The 18,176-nt window shown below is 70.3% G+C and carries 19 protein-coding genes; 11 read left to right on the forward strand and 8 right to left on the reverse strand.

The window, feature by feature from the left end; translation table 11 throughout:
• Position 1 precedes the first annotated feature (1 nt).
• From EJC51_RS32870 to EJC51_RS32885, 4 genes are all read left to right on the forward strand, one after another.
• Positions 2-919, forward strand: a complete 918-nt coding sequence (locus EJC51_RS32870) for a F0F1 ATP synthase subunit gamma (protein ID WP_097269030.1) — start codon at positions 2-4, stop codon at positions 917-919.
• Positions 919-2,355, forward strand: coding sequence for a F0F1 ATP synthase subunit beta (gene atpD, locus EJC51_RS32875; RefSeq protein ID WP_126274381.1), 1,437 nt, complete (start codon positions 919-921; stop codon positions 2,353-2,355). Before EJC51_RS32870 ends, atpD begins: the two co-directional genes overlap by 1 nt.
• A 132-nt stretch (positions 2,356-2,487) precedes the next feature.
• Positions 2,488-2,862 carry a F0F1 ATP synthase subunit epsilon gene (locus EJC51_RS32880; RefSeq protein WP_046262507.1) on the forward strand — a complete coding sequence of 125 codons (375 nt, stop codon included), beginning with the start codon at positions 2,488-2,490 and terminating at the stop codon, positions 2,860-2,862.
• Between the two features lie 143 nt (positions 2,863-3,005).
• Positions 3,006-3,452 carry a DUF2550 domain-containing protein gene (locus tag EJC51_RS32885; protein WP_059192320.1) on the forward strand — a complete coding sequence of 149 codons (447 nt, stop codon included), beginning with the start codon at positions 3,006-3,008 and terminating at the stop codon, positions 3,450-3,452.
• A 17-nt stretch (positions 3,453-3,469) separates the two neighbouring features.
• Here the strand turns inward: EJC51_RS32885 and EJC51_RS32890 are convergent, their stop codons facing one another.
• The 3 genes from EJC51_RS32890 to EJC51_RS32900 form a co-directional block, all read right to left on the reverse strand.
• Entirely contained in the window at positions 3,470-5,296 is a 1,827-nt protein-coding gene (locus tag EJC51_RS32890) for a glycoside hydrolase family 18 chitinase (protein WP_126274382.1), read from the reverse strand.
• A gap of 118 nt (positions 5,297-5,414) precedes the next feature.
• Positions 5,415-6,056: a response regulator gene (locus EJC51_RS32895; protein WP_126274383.1), complete on the reverse strand. Its 642-nt coding sequence runs from the start codon at positions 6,054-6,056 to the stop codon at positions 5,415-5,417.
• Complete coding sequence (locus tag EJC51_RS32900) at positions 6,053-7,222, reverse strand: sensor histidine kinase (RefSeq protein ID WP_126274384.1); 1,170 nt, start codon at positions 7,220-7,222, stop codon at positions 6,053-6,055. Before EJC51_RS32900 ends, EJC51_RS32895 begins: the two co-directional genes overlap by 4 nt.
• Before the next feature lie 152 nt (positions 7,223-7,374).
• Here EJC51_RS32900 and EJC51_RS32905 point away from each other — a divergent pair, with 152 nt between their 5' ends.
• Entirely contained in the window at positions 7,375-7,908 is a 534-nt protein-coding gene (locus EJC51_RS32905) for a hypothetical protein (protein WP_126274385.1), read from the forward strand.
• On the opposite strand, the gene EJC51_RS32910 is transcribed toward EJC51_RS32905, so the two are convergent.
• The 3 genes from EJC51_RS32910 to EJC51_RS32920 are packed head-to-tail and all read right to left on the reverse strand — an operon-like array spanning position 7,905 to position 10,033.
• On the reverse strand, positions 7,905-8,477 hold the full coding sequence (locus tag EJC51_RS32910; protein WP_126274386.1) for a cob(I)yrinic acid a,c-diamide adenosyltransferase: 573 nt from the start codon (positions 8,475-8,477) through the stop codon (positions 7,905-7,907). The genes EJC51_RS32905 and EJC51_RS32910 overlap by 4 nt on opposite strands.
• A 13-nt stretch (positions 8,478-8,490) precedes the next feature.
• Positions 8,491-9,240, reverse strand: a complete 750-nt coding sequence (locus tag EJC51_RS32915) for an ABC transporter permease (RefSeq protein ID WP_126274387.1) — start codon at positions 9,238-9,240, stop codon at positions 8,491-8,493.
• Between the two features lie 10 nt (positions 9,241-9,250).
• Complete coding sequence (locus EJC51_RS32920) at positions 9,251-10,033, reverse strand: ABC transporter ATP-binding protein (protein ID WP_126274388.1); 783 nt, start codon at positions 10,031-10,033, stop codon at positions 9,251-9,253.
• Between the two features lie 80 nt (positions 10,034-10,113).
• Between EJC51_RS32920 and EJC51_RS32925 the strand changes: the two genes are divergently transcribed.
• The 4 genes from EJC51_RS32925 (at position 10,114) to EJC51_RS32940 (ending at position 15,111) form a co-directional block, all read left to right on the forward strand.
• A complete protein-coding gene (locus EJC51_RS32925) occupies positions 10,114-10,755 on the forward strand; it encodes a TetR/AcrR family transcriptional regulator (protein WP_126274389.1) in 642 nt (213 codons plus the stop codon).
• A gap of 137 nt (positions 10,756-10,892) precedes the next feature.
• A complete protein-coding gene (locus EJC51_RS32930; RefSeq protein WP_126274390.1) occupies positions 10,893-11,741 on the forward strand; it encodes a 3-hydroxyacyl-CoA dehydrogenase family protein in 849 nt (282 codons plus the stop codon).
• 230 nt (positions 11,742-11,971) lie between these two features.
• On the forward strand, positions 11,972-12,295 hold the full coding sequence (locus EJC51_RS32935) for an STAS domain-containing protein (protein ID WP_059192313.1): 324 nt from the start codon (positions 11,972-11,974) through the stop codon (positions 12,293-12,295).
• A gap of 275 nt (positions 12,296-12,570) precedes the next feature.
• Positions 12,571-15,111: an ATP-binding protein gene (locus EJC51_RS32940; protein WP_126274391.1), complete on the forward strand. Its 2,541-nt coding sequence runs from the start codon at positions 12,571-12,573 to the stop codon at positions 15,109-15,111.
• A gap of 78 nt (positions 15,112-15,189) precedes the next feature.
• On the opposite strand, the gene nucS is transcribed toward EJC51_RS32940, so the two are convergent.
• Positions 15,190-15,861: an endonuclease NucS gene (gene nucS / locus EJC51_RS32945; protein ID WP_126274392.1), complete on the reverse strand. Its 672-nt coding sequence runs from the start codon at positions 15,859-15,861 to the stop codon at positions 15,190-15,192.
• 254 nt (positions 15,862-16,115) lie between these two features.
• Between nucS and EJC51_RS32950 the strand changes: the two genes are divergently transcribed.
• Positions 16,116-16,508: an SCO5389 family protein gene (locus EJC51_RS32950; protein ID WP_126274393.1), complete on the forward strand. Its 393-nt coding sequence runs from the start codon at positions 16,116-16,118 to the stop codon at positions 16,506-16,508.
• 82 nt (positions 16,509-16,590) lie between these two features.
• On the opposite strand, the gene EJC51_RS32955 is transcribed toward EJC51_RS32950, so the two are convergent.
• The gene (locus tag EJC51_RS32955) at positions 16,591-17,619 is read right to left on the reverse strand and encodes an LLM class flavin-dependent oxidoreductase (RefSeq protein WP_126274394.1); all 1,029 of its coding nucleotides are present in this window, start codon (positions 17,617-17,619) and stop codon (positions 16,591-16,593) included.
• A gap of 223 nt (positions 17,620-17,842) precedes the next feature.
• Here EJC51_RS32955 and EJC51_RS32960 point away from each other — a divergent pair, with 223 nt between their 5' ends.
• Complete coding sequence (locus tag EJC51_RS32960; protein WP_126274395.1) at positions 17,843-18,172, forward strand: ATP/GTP-binding protein; 330 nt, start codon at positions 17,843-17,845, stop codon at positions 18,170-18,172.
• Positions 18,173-18,176 lie beyond the last annotated feature (4 nt).

An 18,176-nucleotide genomic window follows, 5' to 3' on the forward strand; every position in this document is an offset into this window, starting at 1 on the left:
CATGGGAGCCCAGCTCCGGGTCTACAAGCGTCGCATCCGATCCGTCACCGCGACCAAGAAGATCACCAAGGCGATGGAGATGATCGCCGCCTCGCGCGTCGTCAAGGCGCAGCGCAAGGTGGCGGCCTCCACGCCGTACGCGCAGGAACTGACGCGTGCGGTCACGGCGGTCGGTACCGGCTCGAACACGAAGCACCCGCTGACCACGCAGGCCGAGACGGTCGTGCGGTCCGCGGTGCTGCTCCTGACGAGCGACCGTGGTCTCGCCGGCGCCTTCAACTCCAACGCCATCAAGGCCGCGGAGCAGCTGACCGCGCGTCTTGAGGCCGAGGGCAAGGAGGTCGACACGTACATCGTCGGCCGCCGCGGTCTGGCCCACTACAACTTCCGCGAGCGCAAGGTCGCGGAGTCGTGGTCGGGCTTCACCGACGAGCCCACCTACGCGGACGCCAAGAAGGTCGCGGGTCCGCTGATCGAGGCGATCGAGAAGGACACGGCCGAGGGTGGTGTGGACGAACTCCACATCGTCTTCACCGAGTTCGTCTCGATGATGACGCAGACGGCGCTGGACGACCGTCTGCTGCCGCTCAGCCTCGAAGAGGTCGCGAAGGAAGCAGCCCCCAAGGGCGAGATCCTTCCGCTGTACGACTTCGAGCCGTCGGCGGAGGACGTCCTCGACGCCCTGCTGCCGCGCTACGTCGAGAGCCGTATCTACAACGCGCTGCTCCAGTCGGCTGCCTCCAAGCACGCCGCCACGCGCCGCGCGATGAAGTCGGCCACCGACAACGCCGGAGAGCTCATCACCACGCTCTCCCGACTTGCCAACGCGGCCCGCCAGGCCGAAATCACCCAGGAAATCAGCGAGATCGTCGGTGGCTCCGCAGCCCTGGCCGACGCGACCGCGGGGAGTGACCGCTAATGACCACCACTGTTGAGACCGCGACGGCCACGGGCCGCGTCGCCCGGGTCATCGGCCCGGTCGTCGACGTGGAGTTCCCCGTCGACGCGATGCCGGAGATCTACAACGCCCTTCACGTCGAGGTGGCCGACCCGGCCAAGGACGGCGAGAAGAAGACGCTGACCCTGGAGGTCGCCCAGCACCTGGGTGACGGCCTGGTCCGCACCATCTCCATGCAGCCCACCGACGGCCTGGTCCGCCAGGCCCCGGTCACCGACACCGGCGCCTCCATCACGGTCCCGGTCGGCGACTTCACCAAGGGCAAGGTGTTCAACACCCTCGGTGAGGTGCTGAACGTCGACGAGCAGTACACGGGCGAGCGCTGGGGCATCCACCGCAAGGCCCCGAACTTCGACGAGCTCGAGTCGAAGACCGAGATGTTCGAGACCGGCGTCAAGGTCATCGACCTTCTCACCCCGTACGTCAAGGGTGGAAAGATCGGTCTGTTCGGTGGTGCCGGCGTCGGCAAGACGGTGCTCATCCAGGAGATGATCTACCGCGTCGCCAACAACCACGACGGTGTCTCCGTGTTCGCCGGTGTCGGTGAGCGCACCCGTGAGGGCAACGACCTCATCGAGGAGATGTCCGACTCGGGCGTCATCGACAAGACCGCGCTGGTCTTCGGTCAGATGGACGAGCCCCCGGGCACCCGTCTGCGCGTGGCCCTCGCCGGTCTGACCATGGCGGAGTACTTCCGCGATGTGCAGAAGCAGGACGTGCTGTTCTTCATCGACAACATCTTCCGCTTCACGCAGGCCGGTTCCGAGGTGTCGACCCTGCTCGGCCGTATGCCCTCCGCGGTGGGCTACCAGCCGAACCTGGCCGACGAGATGGGTCTCCTCCAGGAGCGCATCACCTCGACCCGTGGTCACTCGATCACCTCGATGCAGGCGATCTACGTCCCCGCGGACGACCTGACCGACCCGGCCCCGGCCACCACCTTCGCCCACCTCGACGCGACGACGGTTCTGTCCCGTCCGATCTCCGAGAAGGGCATCTACCCGGCCGTGGACCCGCTGGACTCCACGTCCCGCATCCTGGACCCGCGCTACATCGCGCAGGACCACTACGACGCCGCCATGCGCGTCAAGACGGTCCTGCAGAAGTACAAGGACCTCCAGGACATCATCGCGATCCTCGGTATCGACGAGCTCGGCGAGGAGGACAAGCTCGTCGTCCACCGTGCCCGTCGCGTGGAGCGCTTCCTGTCCCAGAACACCCACGTCGCCAAGCAGTTCACCGGCGTCGACGGGTCGGACGTCCCGCTGGACGAGTCGATCGCGGCCTTCAACGCGATCATCGACGGTGAGTACGACCACTTCCCGGAGCAGGCGTTCTTCATGTGCGGTGGCATTGAGGACCTCAAGGCCAACGCCAAGGAGCTCGGCGTCTCCTGAACTCCGTGAGTTCCATGTGGGCCTTGCGCTCACGTCCGAGGGGGCGGGGTACGTCCCGCCTCCTCTTTCACGCCCCTTAGACTTGTAACCAACACCCGGCAGACCCGCCGGGTGGTGACCCGAGGAGCCACCTTGGCTGCTGAGCTGCACGTCGCGCTGGTCGCGGCCGACCGAGAGGTCTGGTCCGGCGAGGCCACCCTGGTCGTCGCGCGCACCACGTCCGGCGACATCGGCGTCATGCCCGGTCACCAGCCGCTGCTCGGTGTGCTGGAGTCGGGCCCGGTGACCATCCGTACGAGTGATGGTGGAACGGTCGTCGCCGCGGTGCACGGCGGTTTCATCTCGTTCGCGGACAACAAGCTGTCGCTGCTGGCCGAGATCGCCGAGCTGTCGGACGAGATCGATGTCCAGCGCGCCGAGCGCGAGCTGGAGCGCGCGAAGGCGGAGGGTGACGCCGCCGCCGAGCGTCGCGCGGACGTACGCATCCGCGCGGCGGCGACGCGCTAGCCTGCGCGAGACCGTATGACGTCACTCAGCCGCGGCTGGGACCGGAGAAATCCGGCCCCGGTCGCGGCTGAGGCGAATGTGGACGTTTTTTCCAATCCGTTACTGAGTAATCCGTTACCGAGTAGACGAGGAGGTCGGTGTCGATGGTCCTCGCTCTGACTGTGTGCGGAGTCGTGGTCGCCCTGGTGGTGCTGGGACTGTTCGTCTTCGGTCTGCGCCGCAGACTCATCCAGCGCTCGGGCGGCACCTTCGACTGTTCCCTGCGCTGGGACGTCCCGGAGAAAACCGACACCAGTGGCAAGGGCTGGAGCTATGGCGTCGCCCGCTACAACGGCGACCGCATCGAGTGGTACCGCGTCTTCTCCTACGCCTACCGCCCGCGCCGCGTCCTGGAGCGCGCCGCGATCGAGGTCGCCGGCCGCCGGCTGCCCGAGGGCGAGGAGGAGCTGGCGCTCCTGTCGGACGCCGTGGTCCTCACCTGCCTGCACCGGGGCACGCGTCTGGAGCTCGCCATGAGCGAAGACGCGCTGACCGGTTTTCTCGCGTGGCTTGAGGCAGCCCCGCCCGGTCAGCGCGTCAATGTCGCCTAGTACTGCTCGTCGTCCTGCTAGTTGAGTCCGCTGTTGATGGCGCTCACCAGCTCACCGTTGGAGCTGTCGCCGCTGAACTCCCAGAAGAAGGCGCCGCCGAGGCCCTGGTTCTTGGCCCAGGTCATCTTGGTGCCGATGGTGGCGGGGGTGTCGTACGACCACCAGTTGCTGCCGCAGTAGGCGTACGCCGTGCCGCCGACGGTGCCGGTGGCGGGGCAGGACGTCTTGAGGACCTTGTAGTCCTCGATGCCGGCCTCGTAGGTGCCGGTCGCCGGGCCGGTGGCGGTGCCGCCGGGGGCGGCCTGGGTGACGCCGGTCCAGCCGCGGCCGTAGAAGCCGATGCCGAGCAGGAGCTTGTTCGACGGTACGCCCTTCGCCTTCAGCTTGGCGATCGCGTCGGCCGAGTTGAAGCCGGCCTTCGGGATGCCGGAGTACGAGGTGAGCGGGGAGTGCGGGGCGGTGGGGCCGGTCTTGTCCCAGGCGCCGAAGTAGTCGTACGTCATCACGTTGTACCAGTTGAGGTACGCGGAGGCGCCGCCGTAGTCGGCCGCGTCGATCTTGCCGCCGCTGGAGGCGTCCGCGGTGATCGCGGCGGTGACGAGGTAGTCGCTGCCGAACTCCGAACGCAGCGCCGCCACCAGGTTCTTGAAGGCCGCGGCACCGGAGGTGTCACAGGTCAGACCGCAGGCGTTCGGGTACTCCCAGTCGATGTCGATGCCGTCGAAGACGTCCGCCCAGCGCGGGTCCTCGATGACGGACTTGCAGCTCGCGGCGAACGCGGCCGGGTTGGCGGCGGCCTGGGCGAAGCCGCCGGAGTAGGTCCAGCCGCCGAAGGAGTACAGCACCTTGATGTTCGGGTACTTGGCCTTCAGCTCGCGCAGCTGGTTGAAGTTGCCGCGCAGCGGCTGGTCCCAGGTGTCGGCGACGCCGCTGACGGACTGGTCGGCGGTGTAGGCCTTGTCGTAGGCGGCGTAGGTGTCGTCGACGACGCACTTGCCGTCCTTGACGTTGCCGAACGCGTAGTTGATGTGCGTGATCTTCGAGGCGGAGCCCGAGGTCACCAGGTTCTTGACGTGGTAGTTGCGGCCGTAGACGCCCCACTCGGTGAAGTAGCCGAGCTTGACCTTGCCGCCGGTGCCCGGGTCGGTGCCGCCGCCGCCCGTGGTGGTCACGGAGACCGCGCCGCTGACCGGGCCGGTCTGGTCGGCGGTGTCGCGGGCCTGGACGGTGTAGGAGTACGAGGTGCCGGCGGTCAGGCCGGTGTCGGTGTACGAGGTCGTCGTCACCGTCGCGACCTTGGTGCCGTTGCGCAGCACGTCGTAGTTCTTGACGCCCTTGTCGTCGGTGGCCGCGCTCCAGGTCAGCTTCACCGAGGTGTCGGTGACGCTCGACGCGGTCGGGGTGCCGGGGGCGCTGGGCGCGCTGTCGCTGGGGTTGGTGGTGCCGCCGTCACAACTGCCGCCGTTGAGCTTGCAGTTGGCGGGGGAGCCGGTGCCGGCGCCGTTGAAGCCGAAGGAGACGGAGGCGCCGGGGGCGAGGGTGCCGTTCCAGGACTTGTTCTTGGCGGTCCAGTGGGTGCCGGACGAGGTGACGTCGGCGTCCCAGGCGGAGGTGACCGAGGTGCCGGAGGGGTAGTCCCACTCCACGGTCCAGGAACTGAGGGTGGTGTCGCCGGTGTTCTTGACGGTCCACTTGCCTTCGAAGCCGGTGCCCCAGTCCTGGGTCTTGGCGAAGGTCGCGGTCGCGGAGGTCGCCGCCTCGGCGGGACTGGCCAGTCCGACCAGTCCGGCGAAGGGGAGCAACAGCGTCGCGAAGCCTGCTGCGGCTCTGTGTCTGAAGCGCATACCGCGCCTCCTTCTCGGGGATGGGGGCACGACTGAGCCTTCGTACCCACGGTGCCGCGAGAATAGAAAGGTCTGGACCACGGGTCAATAGGTCTGGACCACTCTCGTATGCAACCGCTCAGACACCCAACTCCTGCGCGAGTACCGCCGCTTGGACCCGGCTGCGCAGCTCCAGCTTGCCCAGGAGACGGCTGACGTGCGTCTTCACCGTCGCCTCCGCCATGTCCAGGCGCCCCGCGATGTCCGCGTTGGACAGCCCCTCGCCCAGGCAGGACAGCACTTCGCGTTCACGGCGGGTGAGGGAGTCCAGGACGGCCGGGTCCGCGCTCGACCGCCGTACGGGCTTCGTGGCGAACTCGGCGATCAGGCGCCGTGTCACGGCCGGGGCCACGATGCCCTCGCCGCGGGCCACCGTGCGGACGGCCTCGACGAGGTCCCTCGCCTCCGTGTTCTTCAGCAGGAACCCGGCCGCGCCCGCCCGCAGCGCCCCGAACACGTACTCGTCGAGGTCGAAGGTGGTCAGCACGAGGACGTCCGCGAGCCCCTCCTCGGTGACCTTCCGGGTCGCCGACACCCCGTCCAGACGCGGCATCTGCACGTCCATCAGGACCAGGTCCGGCCGCAGCTCCCGGGCCAGAGCCACCGCCCGCTCCCCGTCGGCGGCCTCACCGACCACCTCGACGTCGGGCGCGCTGCGCAGGATGAGGACGAGCCCGGCGCGGACGGCGGACTGGTCCTCGGCGACGAGCACACGGATCATGCGGGGTCTCCATCGGTGAGGGGGAGGGTGGCGCGGACGGCCCACAGGGTGCCCTCGGGACCGGCCGCGAAGGCGCCGCCCAGCAGCGCGACGCGCTCCCGCATGCCGACCAGACCGGCGCCGGAACCGGGGGCGCGCGGGCCGTCCCGGTGGCCGTACGGGCTGGTCACGCGCACGTCGAGGGAGCCGTCGCGGCGGGCGAGGGTGACGGTGACGCGGCCGGGGCAGGCGTGCTTGAGCGCGTTGGTCAGGGACTCCTGGACGATCCGGTAGGCGGCCAGCTCGACGGGGGCGGGCACGGTCGTGGCCTGCTCGGTCTCCAGCGTGACGTCGAGGCCGTTGGTGCGGGCGGCCTCGACGAGGGCGGCGAGGCCGTCGAGGGTCGGGACCGCGGTCGGCTCCTCGTCGCCGTCGCGCAGGATGCCGATCAGCCGGCGCATCTCCGCCAGCCCCTTGACGCTGTTCTCGCGGATGACGCCGAGGGCCTCCGCGGAGGTCTTCGGATCGTCCAGGGACAGCGCCGCGGTGGAGTGGATCGCGATCGCGGAGAGGTGGTTGGCGACCATGTCGTGCAACTCCCTGGCCATCCTGGCGCGTTCGGCGGTGACGGCCTGGGTGCGGTCCATCTCCGCCAGCAGCGCGGTCTGTTCGGCACGCAGCCGGGCGGCTTCGGCGGCGTCGCGGTGGTTGCGGACGATCCAGCCGGTGGCGGCGGGCCCGTACGCCACGACCCCGACGACCACGCCGATCAGCAGCGCCTCCGGCACCCGCCACACCGCGAACGGCACCAGCGTCGCGACGACCGTGAGCAGACCGGTGATCCACTGGATGCGGCGGGCGGAGGCGAGCGGGCCGTACAGGACGGCCGCGTAGACGAGGTCGGTGAACATCAGCACCGACGCCAGGCTGCCCTGGGTCACCACGTCCGCGCAGATCGCGACCGTGCCGGTCAGCAGCGCCACCCGGGGTGCCGCGCGGCGCAGCAGCTCGCAGCCGGCCAGCACGGTGAGCGGCACCAGTACCGGCCAGGGGCCGTCGAAGAGGGTGATCGGGTCGCTCGACGGCCGGGTGCTCAGCCCGAAGAGCACCAGCAGCAGCCCGCCGAGCAGCCCGCCGCCCGCGATGTACGCGTCGAAGCGGTGCGGGCGGGGCGGTCGTACGGCCATGCCCCCATGAAACACGGCCGCCGCGCGGCCCGCCTGATCCCCGGGGACGGTCCTGGACTGCATCTTTCGATGTACGGGGAGTTCGTCGTCGGCGACGACGAAAGCGGCCGGTTCCGACGCGAGCCTGGAGAGGTGAGCGAAGGGAGTCAACGGTGCTCGTCGGACTGATCGTCGCCTGCGAGGTGGCGTTCTGGGTGCTGCTGGCCGCCGGGCTGGCCTTCCGGTACCTGCTGAAGATGCCGCGCACGGGGCTGGCCCTGCTGCTGTGCGAACCGCTGCTGGAGCTGGTCCTGTTCACGGTCACCGCGATCGACCTCCGGGGCGGCGCGGAACCCGACTGGAAGCACGGCCTGGCCGCCGTCTACATCGGCTTCACCGTCGGGCTCGGCCACGCCACGATCCGCTGGGCCGACGCCCACTTCGCCCACCGCTTCGCGGGCGGCCCGCCACCGGAGCGGCCCCCGAAGTACGGCACGGCCCGCGCCGTCCACGAATGGAAGGTCGCGGGCCGCTGGGTCGTCGCCGCGGTGGTCGCCCTGGTGCTGCTCCAGACCGCGATCTGGTACGTGGGTGGCGGCGGCGAGACCGACTCGCTACGGGCGTGGCAGCAGCGCATGCTCTGGGTGATCGGCATCAACGTCGTCATCGCCGGGAGCTACACGCTGTTCCCCAAGCGCGAGCGCTAACGCTCCCCGCCGGGCACCCACAGCACGTCCCCGACCTCCTTGTTGGCGGTACGGGCCAGGATGAACAGCAGGTCGGACAGGCGGTTGAGGTAGGTCGCGGTCAGCGGGTTCATGACCTCGCCGTGCACCTCCAGCGCCGCCCACGTGGACCGCTCGGCCCGTCGTACGACCGTGCAGGCCTGGTGCAGCAGGGCCGCGCCCGGCGTCCCGCCGGGGAGGATGAACGACCGGAGCTTCTCCAGTTGCTCGTTGAAGCGGTCGCAGTCGGCCTCCAGCTTGTCGACGTAGAACTGCTCGACGCGCAGGGGCGGGAACTCCGGGTTCTCGACCACGGGCGTGGACAGGTCGGCGCCGACGTCGAACAGGTCGTTCTGGACGCGCGTGAGGACCTTGACGACCTCCTCGGCGAGCCCGCCGAGCGCGATCGCCGTCCCGATCACGGCGTTCGCCTCGTTGGCGTCGGCGTACGCCGAGATCCGCAGGTCGGTCTTGGCGACCCTGCTCATGTCGCCGAGGGCGGTGGTGCCCTGGTCGCCGGTCCTGGTGTAGATGCGCGTCAGATTGACCATGCGACCAGCGTAGTTACGCTCCGGCCGTCCGGAAGACGCGTGTGCCCACTGTCACGGCGAGTGCCGAGAAGCCGAGGGCGACCAGGACGCCGTACGCCATGTGGGCCGTGGCGTACTCGCCGACGTACGCGTCGCGCATCGCGTCCACCAGATAGCGGAACGGCATGAAGTGGGAGAGGACGTCGAGCCAGGCCGGGCCGAGCGTCATCGGGAGCATCAGTCCGGACAGCAGCATCGACGGCATCGACACGGCGTTGATGAGCGGGCCGAACTCCTGGGGCGTGCGGACCTTCATCGCCACCGCGTAGGACAGCGAGGCGAGCGAGACGGTGAGCAGCCCGACGAACGCGAAGCCGATCAGGATGCCGGCGAGCGGCGCCCGGAGCCCCATGGCCAGCGCGGCCAGCACCAGCAGCACCGCCTGGAAGACGAAGACCGTGGCGTCCCGCAGCACCCGCCCGAGGAGCAGCCCGAGCCGGCTGACGGGCGTGACCCGCATCCGGTCCACGATCCCCGACCCCTTCTCCAGGATGATCATGAACCCGGCGAACAGGGCCCCGAACAGCCCGAGTTGCAGGAGCAGCCCGGGCACCAGCACCTGCCAGGAGCTGCCCTGCCCGCCGAGCGGCAGATCGGTGAGGAGAGGGCCGAAGAGGAGCAGATACAGCAGCGGCATGAGCACGCCGAAGAGCAGCGCGAAGCGGGACCGCAGCGACTGGCGCATGTAGCGGCCGTAGATGAGCGCGGTGTCGTGGAGAAGCATGTCGCGGGTCCTATACGGCTACGGGGGCGGCGTCGGCCGGTGTGGCGCTGCGGCCGGTGATGGCGAGGAACGTGTCCTGGAGGGTGGCGTCGATCGAGCCGCCGTGCTCCAGCTTGAGCGCGCTCGGCGTGCCCTCGGCCACGACCACGCCACGGTCGACGATCACCAGGCGGTCGGAGAGAGCGTCGGCCTCGTCGAGGTAGTGGGTGGTGAGGAAGACGGTCGTGCCGTGCTCGGCGCGCAGCCGCCGGATCAGGTCCCACAGGTCGGCGCGGCTGCCGGGGTCGAGGCCGGTGGTCGGCTCGTCGAGGAAGAGGACCCTCGGGCGGTGGGTGAGGGCCATGGCGATGTCCAGGCGGCGGCGCTGGCCACCGGACAGCTCGCCGCACCTGCGGTCGAGCAGCTCGGTCAGACCGAGGTCGCGGGCCAACTCCTCGGCGCGGTCGGCGGCCTGGGTCTTTGTCAGCCGGTAGAGGCGGCCCTGGGTGACCAGCTCCTCGCGCACGCTGATCTGCGGGTCGACACCGCCGGACTGGGCCACGTATCCGCAGGCCCGGCGCACACCGGCCGGGTCGGTGGCGAGGTCGTGGCCGGCGACGGTGGCGGTGCCGCCGGTCGGGGCGAGGAGGGTGGTGAGCATGCGCAGGGTGGTGGTCTTCCCGGCGCCGTTCGGCCCGAGGAAGCCGAGGATCTCGCCTTCCCGGACGGTCAGGTCGATGCCGCGTACGGCCTCCACGGGGCCGCGCTTGGTCTGGAAGGTACGGGCCAGTCCGGCCGTACTGATGACGGTCATGACCCTAGAAAAACAGGGTCTCTTAAATTTTGCAATGGCCCCAAAGTTTCAGAGGGTCCAGCGAAGCTAGGATGGGGACCATGGCAGAGGGGCTCAGGGAGCGGAAGAAGCGCGAGACGAGACAGCGGATCTCGGACATCGCCACCGGACTGTTCCTGGAGCACGGCTTCGTGGCCGTGACCATCGCGGAGGTCGCCGAGGCGGCCGACGTCTCGGTCAACACCGTCTACAACTACTTCCCGGCGAAGGAGGACCTCTTCTTCGACCGGTCCTCCGGCGTCGTCGAACAGCTCTCGCGCTGGGTGCGTGCCCGGAGCGCGGGGGAGTCCGCCGCCCGGGCCGTACTGCGCGAACTGCGCGCGGAGGTGGAGGCGGTCTCGCCGCGGGTCGGGCTCATGGCGGGCTACGACCGTTTCATGCGCTGCATCCAGGAGGCCCCGCCGCTGCGGTCCCGGCTGTGGAGCCTCCAGCAGGAGATCCACGACCACCTCGAAGCCACCTTGCGGGAGGAGGCGGGCGCGGACGCCGCCGACCCGCTGCCGGGGCTGATCGCCGGTCAGATCTGCTGGGTCCACTCGGAGGTGTTCTTCCACATCGGGCGTGAGATGGTCGCCGGGCGCAATCCGGACGAAGTGTCACGAGAGGTACTGGTGCTTCTCGACGACATCGAGGAGCTGTTGAGCGAGAACGTGCTCAACTACGCCGTACGAGGCGCTGAATGACCCCTGCCGGTGTGATGTCCGTCAGATGAGACGTGACGCGCATTACTTACCGGTCACACAGCCCCTCACGGGCGCTAGGGTCCGCCGAAGAGGCAACTTAAACAGCGTGTAAGGCGTTCAAAAGGGGAGTCGCAACAGTGGCACGGAAGCTTGCCGTCATCGGCGCCGGCTTGATGGGTTCCGGGATCGCCCAGGTCTCCGCATCTGCGGGCTGGGACGTCGTCCTGCGGGACGTCACCGACGAGGCCCTGAAGCGTGGCACCGACGGCATCAAGGCCTCGTACGACAAGTTCGTGAGCAAGGGGAAGATGGAGGCGCACGACGCCGACGCCGCCCTCGGCCGGATCACCGCGACCACCGACCTGGACGCCGCTGCGGACGCCGACATCGTCGTCGAGGCCGTCTTCGAGAAGCTCGACGTCAAGCACGAGATCTTCCGCGCCCTCGACAAGATCGTGCGTGAGGACACCGTCCTCGCCTCCAACACCTCCGCCATCCCGATCACCAAGATCGCCGCGGCCACCGAGCACCCCGAGCGGGTCGTCGGCGTCCACTTCTTCTCGCCGGTGCCGATGATGCAGCTCGTCGAGCTGGTCCGCGGCTACAAGACGAGCGACGAAACCCTCGCCACCGCGCGGGAGTTCGCCGAGTCCACCGGCAAGACCTGCATCGTCGTGAACAGGGACGTCGCCGGCTTCGTCACCACCCGGCTCATCTCGGCGCTCGTCGTCGAGGCCACCAAGCTCTACGAGTCCGGCGTGGCGACGGCGGAGGACATCGACCTCGCCTGCAAGCTGGGCTTCGGGCACGCCATGGGCCCGCTCGCCACGGCCGACCTGACGGGCGTCGACATCCTGCTGCACGCCACCAGCAACATCTACACAGAGTCCCAGGACGAGAAGTTCGCTCCGCCCGAGCTGATGCGCCGGATGGTTGACGCCGGTGACATCGGACGCAAGAGCGGGCAGGGCTTCTACACGTACTGATCACCACCCGGTACGCGTACTGATCACCACCCGGTACACCTACTGATCACCACCCGGTACACGTACTGATCAACGCCCGAATTCACATACGCCCCTCTGGTGTCACACCGACGGGTGAATTCGGTATCGGTTCGCTTACAGACGGCAACCTCTGACCGCCTCGCGCAGTCAGAGGTTGCATCACCGGACATCACATTCGCGGAGCACGAGACGCACCACGGGGAGCGCATATGTTCATCAGGGGCGACCACGTCGAGCTGGTCGTCGGGGGCCGCCTCGACGTCCGCAGCGCGGCGGACGCCCGTACGGTCCTGCACTCGGCCGTCGACGACGGAGTCGGCGATCTCGTGCTCGACCTGTCCGAGCTCGACTCCTGGGACGCCACCGGACTCGGGGTGATCATGGGGGCCCACCGTAGGGCCGGCCGCTGCGGCCGACGCCTGGTGCTGCGCGACGTACCGCCGCAGATGCAGCGCCTGCTGGTGGCCACCCGGCTGCACCGGATCCTGGCGATCGAGGGCGGCATCGGGGTGGAGTCGCTGCCCCGGGTGTGAACGCTTGTGTGCATGCGAAGTGAGCGCCCGGTGTTGCAATGGTGAAAGGCGCGTCGCGCACAATCCTCACGAGACTGTGACGTCTCGGACGGCGCGGTACCCCGGGCTGTCGTAGATACTGTGCGAAGGTTTAGGGTTCGGTCGCCCGCTGGAAGCACGTCCCTGAACGAGCGGGCCCGGACCAGAAGCGACAGCGCGGTGTGCAGCAGGCCGGAGGGGGCCTGGGTCCCGAAGGACCCACGACACACGAGACGCTTTTGGGGGGCTTGAAACCTATGGACCCGAACACCCGGGGACCCGAGGAGTACGGCCACGACGATGGGGGCACCTCCCGCTCGAGTGAATTCGAGAGTGGGGGAGGCGGCAACCCGTCGCGCCAGCGTCCGCCCCGGGACCCGCTCACACCCGGCCTCGGCCAGAGCCCGCCCGCCCTGGCCCGCACGGTGCAGCTGGTCTCCGGTGACCACCTGCTCACCGTCAACCCCGTCGACGGCAGCGAGATAGAGGCCTGCCCGCCGGGCGAACGGCCCGGCCGGCCGCGCAAGCTCAGTGCCGCCGAACGCGCCGAGACCGACCGCGCGGCCCGCCCGCCGGCCCCGTCCGGCCCCACCCCGCCCCGGCTGCCGCTGCTGGCCCGCCAGGACGAGCGTGAACGCCTCGTGCGGCTGCTCGCCCGCGGCCGCTCCGTCCGCCTCACCGGCCCCGCCGGATCGGGCCGCACCAGCCTCCTCGACGTCGTCGCCGAGGACTGCTCGGACCTCGCCCCCGACGGCGTCGTCCGCCTGAGCGGCTTCCACCGCAGCGCCGACGACCTCCTCCACGACCTCTTCTACGCCGTCTACGACGCCCCCCTGCACCGGCCCGGACACGAGGACCTGCTCGCCCTCGTCCGGGAGATCGGCGCGGTCGTCGTCCTCGACGACGTCGAGTTCGGCGGCGCCGCGCTCGACGACCTGCTCGAGGCCACCCCCGAGTGCGCCTTCCTCGTCGCCGCGACCCCGGACGTGCCCGCGCCGTCCGCCGACTCGGCCCTCGAAGAGGTCTTCCTCGGCGGTCTGGACCGGGCCGGGGGAGTGGAGCTCCTGGAGCGTGCCGTCGGCCGCGTCCTCACCGAGGACGAGGCCAACTGGGCCGGCGACCTCTGGTTCGAGTCCGAAGGGCTGCCGCTGCGGTTCGTGCAGGCCGGCGCCCTGCTCCGGCAGCGCGACGAGCTGCGCGCCAGCGCCGACGCGTTCGACGAGTTCGGCGTCTTCCAGGGCGCCCAGGTCGACGCCCCCTACGAGACCGGCGACGGCGATGACGTGCCGCTGCCCTCCCTCGCCGAGGGTGCCGCACCGGCCGCGCTGCTCGCCGGCCGGCTCAGCGAGTCGGCGCGCGACGCCCTGCGGTTCGCCGTGGCGCTCGGCGGTGAGGTGCCGCACCAGGCCCATCTGCCCGCCCTCGTCGGCGACACCCACGCCGACGCGGCGCTCGGTGAGCTGCTGAGCTGCGCCCTGATCACCCCGGTCGGCTCCCGCTACCGGCTCGCCGCGGGCGTCCGGACCCAGCTGGAGAACGCCGGGTACGGCGACGACACCGAGGACCGCGCCCTGGCCGCGGCCCGGCACTACGCCTGGTGGGCCGGGCACCCCTCGGTCACGCCCGAGCGGGTGTGCGCCGAGGCCGACGCCGTGCTCGCCGCCCTCACCGTGCTGGTGCCGGTCGCGGAGCCGTCCGACGAGGACGAGGAGAACGTCACCGTCCAGCTGGCCCGCACCGCCGCGCCCGCGTTCGCCGCCGGGCTGCACTGGAGCGCCTGGGAGCGCACCCTGCGCTTCGGCGCCGAGGCCGCCCGGGTCACCGGCGAGGTGGGTGAACAGGCCTACTTCCACCACGAGTTGGGCATCCTGGCGCTCTGCGCCGACCAGCTGGACCGGGCCCGCGCGGAGCTGGAGGCCGCCATCGCGCTGCGCGGCGCCCTCGCCGACAAGCGCGGCACCGTCGCCGGCCGCCGGGCCCTCGCGCTGGTCTCCGACCGGTCCGGCACGCTGCCGGCCATCACCGCGACCGCCGGCGAGGAGGTGCCCGACGCCCGCCACGAGGAGTCGCAGTCGCCGCCCGGCGGCATCCCGGCCTTCCCACCGCTCCAGCCGCCGCACGACCCCTCGACCCTGGTCACCCACCGGGCCGTGGCCCCCGCCCCCGTCATGCCCAACCGCAAGGCCCGCGGCGGCCTCAAGGGCCTCGCCCGGCGCAACCTCGTCGCGGCCGGCGCGGGCGCGCTCCTCGCCGCCGTGCTCGGCACGGTGGTGACGCTGGGCGCCACGTCCAACAACGACGCGAACAACCCGTCCGACAAGGTCGGCGTCAACCCGTCGGCCAGCCAGGGCGCCGACGACGGCAGCCTCGGCGCCGACGTCCCGAAGAACGACGACGGCAAGGGCGACACCGGCACGGCCACCAGCCGGCCGACCGACCCGGGCCCGGACGGTACGTTCGGTACGTCGGACGACCCGACGCCGACGGAGAGCGCGGAGCCCTCCGACGACCCGAGCGGGACGAAGTCGCCCAGCTCGAAGCCGCCGTCGTCGACGCCCAAGCCGCCGTCGACCTCGGCGTCCCCGACCAAGCCGCCGTCGACCTCGCCGACGCCGACGCCGTCCGAGCCCTCGGGTTCGCCGACGCCGACGACGAGCCCGACGCCGGACCCGTCGACCACGCCGTCCACGTCCGACTCCGCCAGCGGCCCGGCCTCCAGCGCGCCTGCCAGCGCCTCCGAGAGCAGCGCCCCCGGAACGCCGAGCACGTCCGGATCGGCGTCGGGCGCGGTCATCTGACGCGCGTACGCCAGCAGTGAGGGCCGGGTTCCCCGTAGGAACCCGGCCCTCGTCGTCGTAGAGCCTCGACGGCCGCTGTCAGAACAGCCGCAGCTTGTCGTCCTCGATGCCGCGCAGGGCGTCGTAGTCGAGGACGGTGCAGCCGATGCCGCGGTCGGTGGCGAGGACGCGGGCCTGGGGCTTGATCTCCTGGGCGGCGAAGATGCCGCGGACCGGGGCGAGATGCGGGTCGCGGTTCAACAGCTCCAGGTAGCGGGTGAGTTGCTCGACGCCGTCGATCTCGCCGCGCCGCTTGATCTCGACCGCGACGGTCTGGCCGTCGGCGTCCCGGCACAGGATGTCGACCGGGCCGATGGCGGTCATGTACTCGCGGCGGATGAGGGTGTAGCCGTCGCCGAGGGTATCGATGCGGTCCGCGAGGAGCTCCTGAAGGTGTGCTTCCACGCCGTCCTTGATCAGGCCCGGGTCGACGCCCAGTTCGTGCGAGGAGTCGTGGAGGATCTCCTCCATCGTGATGATCAGCTTCTCGCCGGCCTTGTTGATGACGGTCCAGACGCCCTCTTCGTCGCCCGCACCCTCCTTCAACGTGCAGGGCGGCGACATCCAGTTCAGGGGCTTGTAGGCCCGGTCGTCCGCGTGGATCGAGACGCTGCCGTCCGCCTTCACGAGGATCAGACGGGGCGCGGACGGGAGGTGGGCGGTGAGCCGGCCCGCGTAGTCGACGGAGCACCGGGCAATGACGAGACGCATGGTGGGCAACGCTACTCGACGGCGCGCCGTCGAAGCGATTCGGCCCGTAGCACCCGGAACGACCCTTGTTCATTTGTGGCCGATTGTGTGCCCATTGGGGACCCTCTATGTACGCAATCTCCTGGTGCCGTCACGGCCCGTTGCCTACCGTAGTAAACGGGAGGTCGCGAGGCATGTACTCAGCGTGTTCGGCATCGCGGACTCCCTCATCTGTCCGGCAACCCCTGTTGCTTGGGGGTGCGAGAGGAGAACCCATGTCGCTCGACGTCTCACCGGCCCTACTCGAGAAGGCCGAGCGAGGCGAGGTCGACGAAGCGGAATTCGTCGACTGCGTCCGGACCTCCCTGCCCTACGCATGGGAGATGATCAGCTCCCTGGTGGCCCAGCTGAAGGTCGACGGCGGTTCCTTCGCCGACAACCAGACGCCCCCGCCGGACGAGCAGGCACGCGGTCAGCTGCTGCGTGCGCTCGCGAGTGACGCGATACGCGGCGCGCTGCAACGGCACTTCGGGGTACGGCTGGCGTTCCAGAACTGCCACCGGGTGGCGGTGTTCCCGCTGGACGCCTCGGTGAACGAGACGCTGGCCCGCTTCACCTCGGTCCGCAGTCAACTGCTGAACCAGTCCCCGGAGTTCCGGGACTGCTGACGCAGCGAGCCGTTCGCTTGCCGCTCCTTACGCGGGAGGTGCATTCAGTACAGGGGCGGCAAGCTCTGCGCGGGGCCCACGGTCAGCCGAGGTGGGGGAGCACCTCGGCGCCCAGCCGTCGTACGTTCTCCTCGGTGGCCGCGAGGTCTCCCGAGCCCTCGACGAGCAGGGCGAAGCGGGAGATGCCGGTCCGCTCGCTGGTGGCGGCGAGCCGGTCGGCGCACAGCCGGGGAGTGCCCACCGGGTGCAGCCCGCAGAGCAGTTCGGTGTACGCCACCGGATCGCGCATCGAGCGATGGCGGCCGTCGACCGTCACATGGGCCTCCAGGCCCTGCCGCAGCCAGCCCGGCATCGCCTTCACCAGCGCCTCCACGGCGTCCGTGCGCTTGTCGGCGATCTGGCAGACACCGGCGGAGACATGGGCGGCGAGCGCGATCTCGTCCGGCGAACGGCCCGCCGCGCGCGCGTGCTTGCGCCACAGGCCGACCATCTCCGCCTTCTCCTCGTCCCCGACATGCATCCCGAGCAGCATCGGCAGCCCGCGCTCGGCCGCCAGCCGCACGCTCGCCGGGGATGTGCAGGCGACGATCACCTCAGGGCCGTCCGCTTCTGTCAGCGCCTCGGACGGGCGCGGTACGACGGGGACCTCACGGAAGCGGTAGCGCTCGCCGTCGGCCGAGACAGACGGGTCGCGCAGCCAGCGCACCAGCAGATCGAGTGATTCCGGGAACCCCTTCTCGTAGGCCGCGAGCCCGGACCCGAACACCTCCAGGTCGACCCACGGCCCGCCGCGCCCGACGCCCAGCGAGAAGCGTCCGCCCGAGGTGAGGTGCAGCAGCGCGGCCTGCTCGCCCAGGGCCACCGGGTGGGCGGTGGGCAGCACGCTGACGGCGGTGCCGACGCGGAGCCGGCGGGTGCGGCCCAGCAGTAACGCGGCCAGGGTGATCGCCGACGGGCAGGTGCCGTACGGCACGAAGTGGTGCTCGGCCAGCCAGACCGAGTCCAGGCCCGCTTCCTCGGCGACCTCGGCCGAGCGGACCGCGCGGTGCAGCGCCTCCCCCTGGCCCTGTCCCGGGAACTGGGCGGCCAACACGAAACTTCCAACGCGCATGTGCTTTTCCTGCTTCCTTGGCTCCGACGCGGAGCTCCCCCACCCGGCATAACCGTGTGACACGTGCCGAGGACACGGCCTGGCGAAGAGATTTGCGGATTGTCTGCCGAATGCGGCGCCCGTGAGGGGGACTTGCGGGGGTTGGTGCCCTTCGCGTACCCCTGTCCGCGCCGCGTACGCTGGACACGGCCCGTGCTTCCTGTATAGCCCCGAGAGGTGTTCCGTGTCCCCGCGTCGCAACCGACCCAAGGGTTCCGATTCCGGCCGGAGCGCCGAGGACGACCGGTCCGGCCGGTACGGCGGCTGGCAGTCCACGGAGAGCTGGCAGGGCGAGGAGTGGAACGTCCGGCATGTGGCGGGCGCGAGTGCCCAGGGCAAGTCCTACCGCTGCCCGGGCTGCGACCAGCTGATCCCGGACGGCGTCCCGCACGTGGTGGCCTGGCCGGACCATTCCGGGGTGGACGAGCGCCGGCACTGGCACAAGGCGTGCTGGAACGCGAAGGACCGCCGCACCACGCGGGTGCAGCGGTCCCGTAACGCGCCGAGGTTCTAGGACT

Origin of the sequence: Streptomyces aquilus, assembly GCF_003955715.1 — a bacterium.
Lineage (GTDB): Bacteria > Actinomycetota > Actinomycetes > Streptomycetales > Streptomycetaceae > Streptomyces > Streptomyces aquilus.